This window comes from Amycolatopsis sp. NPDC050768 (assembly GCF_040654155.1).
Classification (GTDB): Bacteria; Actinomycetota; Actinomycetes; order Mycobacteriales; family Pseudonocardiaceae; genus Amycolatopsis.
Map to the genome: position 1 here is coordinate 114,281 of NZ_JBFAHL010000022.1, position 13,485 is coordinate 127,765.

A 13,485-nucleotide genomic window follows, 5' to 3' on the forward strand; every position below is an offset into this window, starting at 1 on the left:
ACCACGATGACCGAACCGCTCCTGGTAGTCAGCGACCTCGAGGTGTCCTTCGGCCGCACCCCGGCCGTGCGGGGCGTGAGCCTCGAGGTGGCACCGGGCGAACGCGTGGCCGTCGTCGGGCAGTCCGGCTCCGGCAAGTCCACCACCGCCCACGCGGTCATCGGCCTGCTGCCCGGCGCCGGGCGCATCACCGGCGGCGCGATCCGGTGGCGCGGCGAGGACCTCACAAACGCCGGGGAGAAACGGCTGCGCCGCCTGCGCGGACGCGAGGTCGGGCTGGTGCCGCAGGACCCGATGTCCAACCTCAACCCCGTGGCGCGGGTGGGCCGGCAGGTCGCCGAAACCCTGGTGGCGCACCGGATGTGCTCGCGCCGGGAGGCGTGGGCTCACGCGGTGGAACTGCTCGGCGAGGCCGGGATCCCCGAACCGGCGCGGCGGGCACGCCAGTACCCGCACGAGTTTTCGGGCGGGATGCGCCAGCGCGTGCTGATCGCGATCGGCCTGGCCTGCCGGCCCGACCTGCTCATCGCGGACGAGCCGACCTCCGCGCTCGACGTGACCGTGCAGCGGCAGATCCTCGACCACCTGGAGAAGCTCACGCAGGAACTGGGCACGGCATTGCTGCTGGTCACGCACGACCTGGGGCTGGCGGCGGACCGGGCCGACCGGGTCGTGGTGATGTCCGAGGGCAAGATCGTCGAGACCGGCCCGGCGCGCCGGGTGCTGACCGAGCCGCGGGAAGGCTACACGCAGCGGCTGGTGGCGGCGGCTCCGTCGTTGACCGGCCCGATGCGCGAGGCCTCGGCGGCCGCTGACGTGGTGCTCGAGGTGTCGCACGTGGCGAAGGAATACCGCGTGCGCGGCGGCGGCGGTGCGCTGCGGGCCGTGGACGACGTGTCGTTCACCGTCGGGCACGGGCGGACCACGGCGATCGTCGGCGAGTCCGGTTCGGGCAAGACGACCACCGCGCACATGGTGCTCGGCCTCGTGCCCGCGACGTCCGGCACGATCCGCCTCGACGGCGCCGAGGTCGTCGGCCTGCGCGGCGCCCGGCTGCGAGCCGCCCGGCGGGCGATGCAGCCGGTGTTCCAGGACCCGTACGCGTCACTCGATCCGATGTGGACGGTCGAGCGGCTGATCACGGAGCCGCTGCGGACGTTCGGCGTCGGCGATCGCGCGTCGCGGCGCCGGCAGGTGGCGGAGCTGCTCGACCAGGTGGCGCTGCCCGCCGCGCTGGCCCAGCGTTATCCCCACGAGCTGTCCGGCGGCCAGCGCCAGCGCGTCGCCATCGCCCGCGCGCTGGCCGTACGTCCCCGGCTGGTCGTGTGCGACGAACCGGTGTCGGCGCTGGACGTGCTGGTGCAGGACCAGATCCTCGGCCTGCTGCGGAACCTGCAGGAGGAACTCGGGCTGAGCTACCTGTTCATCTCCCACGACCTCGCCGTGGTCCGGTCGCTGGCCCACGACGTGCTCGTGATGCAGGCCGGCCGTGTCGTCGAGCACGGGCCGGTCGGCGAGGTCCTGTCCTCGCCGGCCGATCCGTACACCCTGCAACTGCTCGATGCAGTGCCCGGGGCCGGCACGTTCACCTCGTGACGAGCCAGGGGTCCTCCGGCCTTGTCGAGCCGGAGGACCCCTGGTTTCAGTCGCAGTTTCCGATCAACCGCAGTGTTCGAGGGGGCTGTCGTACTTGTCCGCGCCGATCGCGCCACCCCACTGCACGCACTTGCCCGCCGCGGCCGCCGACACCGGGCCGGCGTAGTAGGAGAACGCGCCCGAGTCCGTCTTGCGCGTCGCGCCCTCCACCTGCAGGTAGGCCGAGGTCTGCGACGGCGCGCCCGCGCCGGTCTTCTTCATGGTGCTGACGCAGTTCTGGCCGTTGGCCGCGTTGTAGGACAGGTACGCGGTGCCCGCCGTGCCCAGCGGGGCCGAGTCGATCACGCCGTAGCCGGTGCCGCAGGCCGGGGCGCCGAGCTGGGTCTCCGACACCATGGACCAGCGGATACCGGCGTCGGCCTGGAACTCGGGGCCGGCCTCGTACAGCAGGCCGACCGACGTCGGGCCCAGCGAGATCAGGTCTGTGTAGGACGCGTCCTGGCCCCACACGAGCAGGCTGTTCGCATCGCTCGTCCACGTGCCGCCCTCGTCGAAGGACGAGCGCACGCGCAGCTCCTTGCGCCGGTCGCAAGTGGACGGTCCGGCGAACAGCAGCCGGTCGTATGCGCCGCCGGCGGTCGTGGCGCTCATCTCCAGCACCGAGCCCTGCACCTGCGGGGTCGTCAGACCGGTCTCCACGGCGAACTTCTTGTCGAACGTCGCCCCGCCGTCGGAGCTGATCGCGAAGGCGCGGTTGTGGATGGCGCAGGCGTCGGCGGGCTTCGAGTAGTGGTCGTTGCGCGCGGCCGCGTAGATGCGCCCGTCGGCGAGCTCGGTGACGCTGATCTCCTGCGGGTTCAGCGTGTTCGGGTCGGCTGCCTGGTCCGACGCGCCCAGATGCCACGTCACGCCCTGGTCGTCGCTGTAGATCAGCGTGCCGAAGTTCGGGCTCGACGGGGTCACCTGGTAGCCCATGCCGACCACGAGCCGGCCGGCGTGCGCGCCGTGCTGCAGCACGATGCCGTGGCCGGGGCCGGTCGCGAGCCAGTTCGGCGCCGCGGAGAAACCGAGCTGCGCGGTGAGCGCTTTGGGGGCCGTCCAGGTCGCGCCGTTGTCGTCGCTGTAGCTCACGCGCGGCACCCGCCCGCACGCCGCCGACTTCACGCACTGCATCTCGGTCAGCAGCACGACCCGGCCCGTCGGCAGCACGATCGGCACCGCGTTGTCCTTGGTGTCGCCGAATCCCTGCACCGCGATGGTCGACGCGCTCCATGTCTTGCCGTTGTCCTTCGACCGCTTGAGCACCACGTCCACATCACCGATGTCCGCGCAGTCGGCCCCCGTGTGCCGTCCCTCGGCGAAGGCGAGCAGGTCCCCGTTGTGCGCCTTCACCACCGCGGGAATGCGGAAGCAGTCGTACCCTCCGGTGTTCGCCTGGAACACCACCGTGCTCGCCACGTCGGCCGATGCGGGCGCGGCGGGCAGCGCCCCCAGCCCCGCGGCCGCGGCGGCGGCCGCCAGCACCCCGGTCGCGAAACGTCTCAATCCCATGATCCCGGCTCCGTCCTGACGCCTGTGAAGTGCGGCCAGGATCGCGGCGGACCGTACAAGCGCCGTACAACGGCGATTGTTCTCGGCGCGCCGCGAGGCCGAAGTTTCCGGAATCGCCGGTGTGGGGGCGTTCGCCCCGATAGGATTCCGCGCTGTGACCGCGCCGCCACAGTCCCTCGCCGATGCCCTGCCGGAACCAGCGAAGAACGCCGAACCGGTCCGCGACGAGCTCGTCGAAGAGCTGCGCGAGTTGATCAAGCCCACCGCCGAGGCCATGCTCGGCTTCTTCGCCGAATCCCCGGACGTGACCGTGGCTCACCGGGTGCGGGACGAGGGCGTTCGGACGGAGGTCGTGCAGCGGGTCACCGGCGACTCGGACACGCTGCTCAGCGAGACCAACGAGCAGATCTCCGTGCTGCGCCAGGCCCGCCAGGCCCTCGACGCGCACGAAACCCCGCCCCAGCAGGCGGCCGGGCAACCCGACCCGCGCGACAAGGTCGCCCACGCACTGCTGGGTTCCGCCCTGTGGCTCGGTGTCCTGGTGCCGGTCGTCGTCTGGCAGCTGCTGCAGACCCCGCTGAGCCCGGCCGCGCACTTCTGGGTGTCGGCGGCAGTGGTGGTCACGGGATTCACCTTGCTCCGGCCGGCATACCTCGCCGTCGCGCGGGCGGGTCGGCGGCTGAACGGCGAACCGGCCCTCGGCGGTGCGGGCTGGCCGTTCCTGACCGGCTTCGCCACGACGTACCTGTTGCTGATCCTGCGGCTGTGGCCCTCCTCGCGCGAGAGCATGGGCCCGTTCTGGGCGGTGATCGTCTGGGTCGCCCTCGGCCTCGTCGCCGCGTTCGCGCTGTTCATGGTGACGGCGATCGGGTTCATGAAGCTCAAGGACGAGCCGCCGGGCCGGCGCGTCCCGGGTCCGGTCGTCTGGCGGGAACTGCTCGTCACGGTGGCGGCGGCCGCGATCCTCAGCCCGGTTTTCACCGCAGCGGGCGGGGAATGGACCGCGTGGGTGGTGGCCGACGTGCTGTGCTCGCTGATCGCGGTCTTCGGCGGTCCGCTCCTGCTCAGCTCCGTGCCCGCGCGGCTCTCGCGGGATCCCGCCCGGTTCGGCAGTCCCGCGTGGACCCGCCGCCGCGACCAGCTGGAGCTGGCCCGCGAGACAGCGAGCAAAGAGTGGACGAAAGCCGCTGTGGCGCAGGTCGAGCAGAGCGTGCGGCTGCACCTCGCCGCGGTGCTCGACCCGCCGTTCAGCACGGAGCTGCCCGAGCTCGATCGCGGTGCGCTCGGCCAGATGCGGCCCGGTGAGCAGGTCTTCCTGGACACCGACGCGGCCCGGCGGCTGCGGTCCTTGCTCTCGGGCATCCGCGGCGGCGCGGTCGGGATGGCGGGCCCGCGCGGCGTGGGCAAGTCGACGCTGCTGGAGGCGTACCAGGCGGGCCGGTTCCTGGACCCGAACCGCGTGCACATCGCGTTGCTGGAGAGCGTCCCGGTGCGCTACGACGCGCGCGAGTTCGTGCTGCACCTCCACTCGCGGATGTGCGAGGCGGTGATCAGGTTCTGCGAGTCCGAGGGCGCCGAGGTCGTGGACCGGCCCAGCCGGTGGTCGGCGGTGTGGCCGGTGCTGCGCCGGGCGTGGCCGTTCGCCGCTGTGGTGGTCGCGTGGGTCATCGTCGGTCTCCTGGGGTCACTGACGTTGCGCAGCCCGCAGGCCGACCTGCGGACCTGGCTCACGGCGAACTGGTGGACGCTCGTGACGCTGCTGGGCGTGGCCGGTGTCGCGACTCTGGCGCGGCGCCGCCGCGGCGTGTCGTCACCGGAGCCGGCCGACGTTCGCGAGCAGCCCGGCCTCGAACCCGGCGACGTGCGGGCGCTGAAGGCTGTCGCGGAGGGCAACCTCGGCCGGATCCGGTACCAGCAGAAGCACACGTCGGGCTGGTCGGGGAAAGTCGGCCTGCCGGTCGGTGCCGAAGCCGGCGTGAGCGGCTCTCGGGAGACCACCCGGCAGCCGCTGACGTATCCGCAGATCGTGCACGAGTTCAGCGCCTTCCTCGAGGTGACGGTCGACTGCGTCCGCGGATTGCCGCAGATGGCGACGCCGTCCGTGGTCGTCATCCTCGACGAGCTGGACAAGATCGTCTCGGCGGAGGCGGCCCAGGATTTCGTCAACGAGATCAAGGCGGTGCTGACTTTCGACGTGCCCGGTTTCCTGCTGCTGGTCTCGGTGTCGGAGGACGCGCTGGCGTCGTTCGAACGCCGTGGGCTGCCGGTGCGCGACGCGTTCGACAGCACGTTCGACAGCATCTTCCGGCTGGAGTACCTGCGGCTCGGCGACGCGCGGCAGCTGCTGAACCGGCGCGTGCTGGGGCTGCCGGAACCGTTCGTGTGCCTGGCGCACTGCCTGGCCGGCGGGCTGCCCCGCGAGCTGATCCGCGTGACTCGGCAGGTGCTCGGCTCGGCCGGGCAGCTGGCCGACGTGGCGCACCGGCTCGTCGGGGAGGAACTGCGGGACAAGCGGGCGGCCCTGCGCACGGTCGTGGGCCGCGACACCTTCGACGACGTCGCCGTGAGCGAGCTGGTCCGGCACGTCGACGCCCATGCCGTGGCTGACGGCGCTTCACTGCTGACGGCCGCGGCTCAGCCACCGGTCACCGCTGCGGTGACGACCGAAACCGTTGCACTGCACCGGCTTCAGCTCGAAACGCTCGGGCACCTGTACTACCTCGGCACCGTCCTCGAAGTGTTCGGCCCGGTGTTCGGCCCGGCGGATCTCGAACGCGGGCGCGGCGAGGGAGACGCGTCGTTCGACACCCTCACGTCGGTCCGGCAGCTCTTCCCCGTCAACGCACGGCTCGCTTGGCTGACCATCAGCGCGTTCCGCCGGGCGTGGAACCTGCCGGTCGTCAACCCGCCGGACCCGCACGCCGCCAAGAGTGACAACGGCGCGTAGCCCGTCAGCTCTTGGCGTGGTGCCGCTGGTAATGCCGCTGAACGCGCGCCCTGTTCCCGCACCCGGCCGAGCACCACTCACGCCGGGAGTGGTCTTTCACGAAAAACAGCAGGCAGTTCGGCGCAAGACAAGCGCGTAGCTTCTGCCGCTGGTCGCCGCCGAGCAGGTCGATACCTTGGTGCGCCAGAAAAGCCACCGCGCGTTCGGCCGGAGTGCCGCCCGAACGCAGCACGCGCGCGGGCTCGCCGTCCTCAGGCCAGACGAGCTCGGCGCGGGTCTGGGCCAGATCGTTGAGCGTGGCCAGCGCGTCGGCCCGGGCCACCTCGACCGCGACCGGGCGAGGGTCTTCCGTGGCCTCGGCGGCGAGCGCGCGCAGGGCGTCGCGCAGGCGTCGCAGCCGGTCGGCGACGGGCGCTGAGTCTCCGTCGAGCGCCACGCCGGCCTCGGCCTCGAGACGAGGGGCGACTGCCGCCAGCCAGCCGGCGACGTCGGCATCGTCCGTCAGCGCGTCGGTCACGCCGTCGCGGCCGGCGTTCACGGTGTTCATCAGCTCCACCGGGAGTGGTTCGCCGAGCAGGGCAGCGGTCGTCATGGCACCCACTCTAGCACTACCTAATGGAAGACTGCGTCACAACCATTTGACAGTGTCGGTCTACTCGTGCCACCTTGACCTAACGGTTATCCAAGATCCAAACATTAGGAAGGTCCGAGATGTCGACGCTGCCCCAGATCGAGCTCGAGCACGCCACCGGCCAGGCCGCGGTCCTGCTCACCGAGACGAAGAAGAACATGGGCGCGATCCCGAACATGGCGAAGACCATGGCGAGCAGCCCCGCGCTCCTGAAGGGCTATCTCGGCCTGTCCGGCGCGCTCGCCGGCGGCGTGCTGCCCGCCGCGGTCCGCGAGCGCCTCGCGCTCGCCACCGCCGAGTACAACCAGTGCACCTACTGCCTGTCGGCGCACACGATGCTGGGCAGGAAGGTCGCCAAGCTCGACGCGGACGAGCTCGAGCGCGCCCGCCACGCCGACTCGGCCGACGAGCACGTCGCCGCCCTGCTCACCCTGTCCGACACCATCGCCCGCGGCCGCGGCACGATCGACGAGACCGTCCTCAAGGCCGCCCGCGAAGCCGGTGTCACCAACGCCGAGATCGGCGAGGTCATCGGCAACCTGGCGCTCAACATCCTGACGAACTACTTCAACATCGTCGCCGACACCGACAACGAGTTCCCCGTCGTGCAGCCCCACCAGCACGACTGAGTTTGCAAGCGGGGTTCGAGCCGGGACCAGGCTCGAACCCCGCTCAGCGCAGGCATTCGCCTACGCAACGGTTGTCGTGCGATTGCTGCACTCTTCACCACGGCGCACTCGCCGCAAGCCGAGGACTACCAAGCTCCCGGCTCGAACTCCGCCGTCAGATCCCGCCATCCCACCGGCTCGCCGCAATGCGCGCACGTCGGGCGGGGGTCTGCGGAGTGGCCGCAGTCGCGGTGGTGGAGGCGGACCGGGGGGACCTCGTTCTGGTACTTGTCGCCCCAGGACATGACGGCGAGCAGGATCGGGTAGAGGTCCGCGCCCTTCTCCGTCAGGCGGTATTCGTGCCGCGGCGGGGTGTCCTGGTACTGCACGCGGTCCAGGACGCCCTCCGCCGTGAGCAGGCGCAGGCGGTCGTTCAGCACGTTGCTGCCGAGGCCCAGCTTCGTGCGGAAGTGGTCGTAGCGCCGCTCGCCGCGGAAGCACTCGCGCAGGATCATCATCGTCCAGCGCTCGCCGATCACCGACCATGTGCGGGCGACGGAGCAGTAGACGTCCTGGAGCTCGTCGTGCTTCATGGCGACCATCGTAGGACAAGCCCGAGTAAGACAACTTCTGAGTCTTACCTGGTTGCAGGCACCGCGGCCGCCCCCTAGAGTCAGACTCGATTCGAGTCCCGGCCGCTGAGAGGACAACGATGCCCTTCTACCAGTTCACGGTCCCGAGCGGTGGCGCGACGTTGAAGCACCGGGCCGAAGTCGCGGCGGCGGTCACGAAAGTCCACGCCGAGGTCACGGGGGCGCCCGAGGTCTACGTGCACTGCTCGTTCACCGAGGTCGCGCCCGGGAGCATCTTCGTCGCCGGGGAGCCGGTGACGAGCCCGCGCCTGGTCGGCTTCATCCGCGCCGGCCGGCCGCCGGAGCTGCGGGCCCGGCTGCTGCACCGGCTGGCCGACGACTGGTGCGCGATCACCGGCGACGCCAAGGAAAGCGTCGCGATCTTCCTCACCGAGATCCCCGGCGCGAACGTCCTCGAAGACGGCCGGATCCTCCCCGAGGTCTGACGCTCAGCCTTCCAGCACCCGTCGCACCAGCTCGGCCTGCTCCTTCTGGTGCCGGTGGTGCGACCCCGTCGCGGGCGACGCGGCGGCGGGCCGCGACACCACCGTCAGCCGCTTGCCGGCCGGCAGTTCGAGCTCGCCCCGCAGGAACGACCACGCCCCCTGATTCTTCGGTTCCTCCTGCGCCCACACGATTTCCGCGTTCGGATAACGGGACAGCACCCGCGTCAGCTCCTCCTGCGGCAACGGGTGGAACTGTTCCAGCCGCACCAGCGCGACGTTCGCGCCCGCCCGCGCGAGCAGGTCGTAGTACAGCTTGCCCGACACCAGCACCACCTTCTCGACCGCGCCGGGGTCAAGATCGCGGTAGTCGTCGAGGACCGGAGCAAAGGCACCGTCGGTGAAGTCCGCGACGGCACTGGCCGCGGCCCGCAGCCGCAGCATGCTCTTCGGCGTGAACACCACCAGCGGCTTGCGCACCGGCGCGAAAGCCTGGCGCCGCAACAGGTGGAAGTACGACGCGGGCGTCGAGGGCTGCGCCACGATCAGGTTCTCCTCGGCGCACAGCTGCAGGAACCGCTCGATCCGCGCCGACGAGTGGTCCGGCCCGCGGCCCTCGTACCCGTGCGGCAGCAGCATCACCACCGACGACGACTGGCCCCACTTCTGCTCGGCCGAGCTCACGAACTCGTCGACGATCACCTGCGCACCGTTCACGAAGTCGCCGAACTGCGCCTCCCACAACACGAGCGCGTCGGGCCGTTCGACGGAGTAGCCGTACTCGAACCCGAGCGCCGCGTACTCGCTCAGCAGCGAGTCGTAGATCCGAAACGGCGCCTGCGTCTCACCGAGGTCCGCCAGCGGTGTCCACTCCCGGCCGGTGACGTGGTCGTGGAGCACGGCGTGCCGCTGCACGAACGTGCCGCGCCGGCTGTCCTGGCCCGCCAGCCGCACCGGCACGCCGTCGAGCACCAGCGAGCCGAACGCGAGCAGCTCGGCGAACGCCCAGTCGATGCCGCCCTTCTCCCCCATCTCCGCCCGCTTTGCCAGCAGCGGCGCGAGTTTCGGGTGCACGGTGAAGCCCGCGGGCTGATCGGTGAACGCCGTGGCGATCTGCTTCACCGTGACGTCGGAGATCGCGGTCGGTCGCGCCGACGCAGCGGGCCGGGCCTCCGAAGCAGCAGCGGCCGCACCGTCCACAGTGGTCTGGGCGAACGCCCGCTCCAGCCGGTCCCGGAAATCCCGCTCGGCCGCCGCGAGCTCGTCCGCGGTGAGCTCGCCTCGCCGCGCGAGGACCTCGGTGTAGAGCTTGCGCACCGAGGGCTTGGCCTCGATCACGGCGTACATCCGCGGCTGGGTCATCGACGGGTCGTCGGCCTCATTGTGCCCGCGGCGGCGGTAGCAGATCAGGTCGATCACCACGTCGCGCCCGAACTCCTGCCGGTAGGCGAACGCGAGCCGCCCGGCGCGCACGACGGCCTCGGGGTCGTCGCCGTTCACGTGCACCACGGGCGCCTGGATCGTCTTCGCGACGTCGGTCGAGTACACCGACGAACGCCCGTCCTGCGGCAACGTGGTGAAGCCGACCTGGTTGTTGATGTTGACGCGGATCGTGCCGCCGACGCGGTAGCCGCGCAGCTGCGACATCTGCAGCGTCTCGGCGACCACACCTTCGCCGGCGAGCGCCGCGTCGCCGTGGACGATGATCGGCAACGTGGAGAACTTGGCGTCGCCGCTGCGGTCCTGCCGCGCGCGGGCCACCCCGAGCAGCACGCCGTCGACCGCGTCGAGGTGCGACGGGTTGGCCGCCAGGTACACGGGCAGCTCCGCGCCGTCCGCGGCGGTGAAGACTCCTTCGGTCCCCAGGTGGTACTTCACGTCGCCGGACCCGTCGCCCGCCTCGCCGCTGTCCTCGAACTCGTCGAAGATCTGGCGGTGCGTCTTGCCGGCGATGGTGGCCAGCACGTTGAGCCGGCCGCGGTGCGCCATCGCGATGGTCGCGCCGGCCAGGCCCTCGCCGGCCGCGCGGCCCAGGATCGCGTCGAGCAGCGCGATCGCCGACTCGCCGCCCTCGAGGCTGAAGCGCGTCTGGCCGACGTACTTGGTCTGCAGGAACGTCTCGAACGCCTCGGCCTCGGTGAGCTTGCCGAGCAGGTGCAGTTGTTCGTCATGGGCGGGCTTCGCGAACGGCTGCTCGACGCGCTCGCGCAGCCACCGGCGCTGCTCGGGGTCCTGGATGTATGTGTACTCGACGCTGAGCGTGCGGCAGTAGGCGTCCCGCAGCAGGCCGAGGATGTCGCGCAGGGCCATCCGCTCGCGGCCGCCGACGCCGCCGGTCGCGAACTCGCGGTCGAGGTCCCAGAGGGTGAGGCCGTGGGTGGCCGGGTCGAGGTCCGGGTGTGCGCGCTGCCGGTACTCCAGCGGGTCCGTGTCGGCGACGAGGTGGCCGTGGGCGCGGTAGGCGTCGATGAGCTCGTGCACCCGGGTCGTTTTGCCGACCGGTTCGGTGACCTCGGAGGCCCAGCGGAGCGGCTCGTATGGGATCCGGAGCGCGGCGAAGACGTCGTCGTAGAAGCCGTGCTCGCCCAGGAGGAGTTCCTCGACCAGGCGCAGGAACTCGCCGCTGCCCGCGCCCTGGATCACCCGGTGGTCGTAGGTGCTGGTGAGGGTCAGGGTCTTGCCGATGCCGTTGTCGGCGAGCCACTGCGCGCTCGCGCCTTTGAACGCGGCCGGGTATTCCAGCGCGCCCGCGCCGATGATGGAGCCCTGGCCCTGGGTCAAGCGCGGCACGGAGTGCTCGGTGCCGATCCCGCCGGGGTTGGTCAGCGACAGTGTGACGCCGGCGAAGTCGTCGACCTTCAGCGCGTTGCCGCGGGCGCGGGCGACGAGGTCCTCGTACGACGCCAGGAACTCGCCGAACGTCAGCGTCTCGGCGGCCTTGATCACCGGCACGACGAGCGTCCGGCGGCCGTCGGGGCGCGCCAGGTCGATCGCGATGCCGAGGCCCACGTGCTCGGGCGTGACGACGGCGGGTTTGCCGTCGACCACGGCGTAGTGGACGTTCTGGCCGGGGAACCGCTTCACGGCCTGCACCAGCGCCCAGCCGAGCAGATGCGTGAAGCTGACCTTGCCGCCGCCGGTGCGGCGCAGGTGATCGTTGACGACGATCCGGTTCTCGACCAGGAGCTTCGCCGGCACCGTGCGGACGCTGGTAGCGGTGGGCACGGTGAGGCTGGCGTCCATCGTCGACGCCAGGGTTTTCGCGGTGCCGCGCAGGACGGTGACGTCTCCATCCGGTTGCTCACCGGGCGCAGGCGGAGCGGACGGCTTCGGCGAGGCGCTCGGGGTCGCCGCCTCCGGCCGGTAGTTCTCGAAGACCGGCCACCAGGACCGGTCCACCGAGGTCTTGTCCTGCCGATACCGGTCGTACAGCTCCTCCACCAGCCACTCGTTGACCCCGAACCCCACCGGGGACTCCTCGTCGACGTCCGTGCCCGCCATTTCGATCCAGCTCCTGTTCGTTGAGAACGATCGTTCTCAGTGCTCGGCATGAGTCTACGCCTCGGAATCGGACCGTTCACCCGGCCCCGAATCCGAGGGAAATCAGTGGTGCGGCAAGTGATCCACGACGTGCACCACCGACGGGACCTTGTACGGCGCGAGGCGATCGCGCAGCCACTCGCGCAACGTCGTGGCCACAGTCGGATCCGTTGCGACGACGTAGGCCGCGACGGCCTCGCCCCACCGCGGATCGGCCACCCCGGCCACTTTGACGGCGGTGACGGCCGGGTGCGTGAGAACGACCTCTTCCACCTCGGCCGGGTAGACGTGGAAGGAGCCGGTGTTGATCATCCCGTCGAACCGGCCGGTCAGGCGCAGGTAGCCGGCATCGGTGAGCTCCGCGGTGTCGCCGAGCCCGCACCAGCCGTCCGCGTCCGCGAAGGCGGGCGACACCATCGCGCTGCGGGTCCGGACTTCGCCACCGACGATCCGCAGGTCGACGGCGTCGATCGGACGGCCGCACGTCCCGGTCACCTGCGCGTCGTGGTCGAGCAGCCGCCGGTGGTCGCCGGGGGTGAGGACGGTGAGCGGCCAGCCGGCCTCGTAGCGACCGTAGAGCTGGCAGAGCGTGCCGCCGAAGACGTGGTGCAGGCGGGCGAGCTCGGCTTCTTCCACCGGCGCGCCTCCGTAGAGGACGCGGCGCAGCGAAGCCAGCCGGCCGGGATCGTCCACCGCGGCGGCGACCCGGCTCAGCATGCCGGGAACGGCGAACAGCGTCGTGATCCGGTGCCGTTCGATCGCCTCGGCCATCGCAGCGGCGGAGAAGCGCGGCAGCAGAACCTGGGGAAGACCGAGGTGCAGGAAGGGAAAACTGCCGACCAGGCCGGTCGCGTGCATCAGCTGGACCACGGTCAGGTAGCGCTCGTCGGCGGCGAGCGACGGCCCATACCCGCCGGTGCGGTAGAGGCCGACGTTGATCTCGATGACGGCGCGCCAGTTCGCGTAGCTGGTGGGGATGCCGAAGAGCTCGCCACCACGGACCGCGCGCGGATAGACGACCAGTGCTTGGTCCGGGCTGACGAAGACCCGGTCGAACCACTCGGGACCGGGTGACGGCGAAGCGTCGTGGTGCACGAGAGTCGCCGCACCGAGCGCGGTGCTCGTCCAGCCGGCCGAGTCGTCACGGACCTCTTCGTGGTGGCCGTCGGTCAGCACCGCCCGCGCGCCGCCCGCGTCGAAGATGGCCCGGGTTTCGGCCGTCGCCGCCGACGGTTCGACCGGCAGGCGCGTGGCCCCGGCGAGCTCCGTGGCGATGAACGCCTCGAGCGCGGCGGCGCTGTTGCGGAACGACAGGCCGACCGTCGCGCCCGTCAGCCCGCGCTCGACGAGCCGGCCCGCCAGTGAACGCGCCCGTCGCAGCAGGTCTTCGCCGGTGCGGGTCACGGTGCCGTCGGGGCTCGAGGTGAGCAACGTGGCGGCTGCTCGGGTCAGCGCGTCCCGGATCTCCCGGCCCGCTTCGACCCCGGAGGGACAGTCCATGGTGTCCTCATCGTCGGTGAGAACGTTCATTCTCACG

9 protein-coding genes are annotated in these 13,485 nt (G+C 71.1%); 4 read left to right on the forward strand and 5 right to left on the reverse strand.

Translation table 11 applies throughout. From position 1 onward, the window contains the following. Positions 1-6: 6 nt before the first annotated feature. Positions 7-1,596: an ABC transporter ATP-binding protein gene (locus tag AB0H62_RS43065; protein WP_360592137.1), complete on the forward strand. Its 1,590-nt coding sequence runs from the start codon at positions 7-9 to the stop codon at positions 1,594-1,596. Between the two features lie 63 nt (positions 1,597-1,659). On the opposite strand, the gene AB0H62_RS43070 is transcribed toward AB0H62_RS43065, so the two are convergent. Continuing rightward, positions 1,660-3,147: a sialidase family protein gene (locus AB0H62_RS43070; protein WP_360592138.1), complete on the reverse strand. Its 1,488-nt coding sequence runs from the start codon at positions 3,145-3,147 to the stop codon at positions 1,660-1,662. A 154-nt stretch (positions 3,148-3,301) separates the two neighbouring features. Between AB0H62_RS43070 and AB0H62_RS43075 the strand changes: the two genes are divergently transcribed. Further along, positions 3,302-6,094, forward strand: a complete 2,793-nt coding sequence (locus tag AB0H62_RS43075; protein ID WP_360592139.1) for a transcriptional regulator — start codon at positions 3,302-3,304, stop codon at positions 6,092-6,094. Positions 6,095-6,098: 4 nt separating this feature from the next. On the opposite strand, the gene AB0H62_RS43080 is transcribed toward AB0H62_RS43075, so the two are convergent. Beyond that, entirely contained in the window at positions 6,099-6,686 is a 588-nt protein-coding gene (locus AB0H62_RS43080; protein WP_360592140.1) for an ABATE domain-containing protein, read from the reverse strand. A gap of 119 nt (positions 6,687-6,805) precedes the next feature. On the opposite strand from AB0H62_RS43080, the gene AB0H62_RS43085 reads away from it, so the two are divergent. After that, positions 6,806-7,354 (forward strand): carboxymuconolactone decarboxylase family protein, encoded by a 549-nt coding sequence (locus AB0H62_RS43085; RefSeq protein ID WP_360592141.1) that lies wholly within the window; start codon positions 6,806-6,808, stop codon positions 7,352-7,354. Positions 7,355-7,479: 125 nt separating this feature from the next. On the opposite strand, the gene AB0H62_RS43090 is transcribed toward AB0H62_RS43085, so the two are convergent. Further along, entirely contained in the window at positions 7,480-7,926 is a 447-nt protein-coding gene (locus tag AB0H62_RS43090; RefSeq protein WP_360592142.1) for a helix-turn-helix domain-containing protein, read from the reverse strand. Between the two features lie 119 nt (positions 7,927-8,045). Between AB0H62_RS43090 and AB0H62_RS43095 the strand changes: the two genes are divergently transcribed. Next, positions 8,046-8,411 carry a tautomerase family protein gene (locus tag AB0H62_RS43095; RefSeq protein WP_220240374.1) on the forward strand — a complete coding sequence of 122 codons (366 nt, stop codon included), beginning with the start codon at positions 8,046-8,048 and terminating at the stop codon, positions 8,409-8,411. Between the two features lie 3 nt (positions 8,412-8,414). On the opposite strand, the gene AB0H62_RS43100 is transcribed toward AB0H62_RS43095, so the two are convergent. Then, the gene (locus tag AB0H62_RS43100; RefSeq protein WP_360592143.1) at positions 8,415-11,909 is read right to left on the reverse strand and encodes a multifunctional oxoglutarate decarboxylase/oxoglutarate dehydrogenase thiamine pyrophosphate-binding subunit/dihydrolipoyllysine-residue succinyltransferase subunit; all 3,495 of its coding nucleotides are present in this window, start codon (positions 11,907-11,909) and stop codon (positions 8,415-8,417) included. Between the two features lie 102 nt (positions 11,910-12,011). After that, complete coding sequence (locus AB0H62_RS43105) at positions 12,012-13,478, reverse strand: AMP-binding protein (protein WP_360592144.1); 1,467 nt, start codon at positions 13,476-13,478, stop codon at positions 12,012-12,014. Positions 13,479-13,485 lie beyond the last annotated feature (7 nt).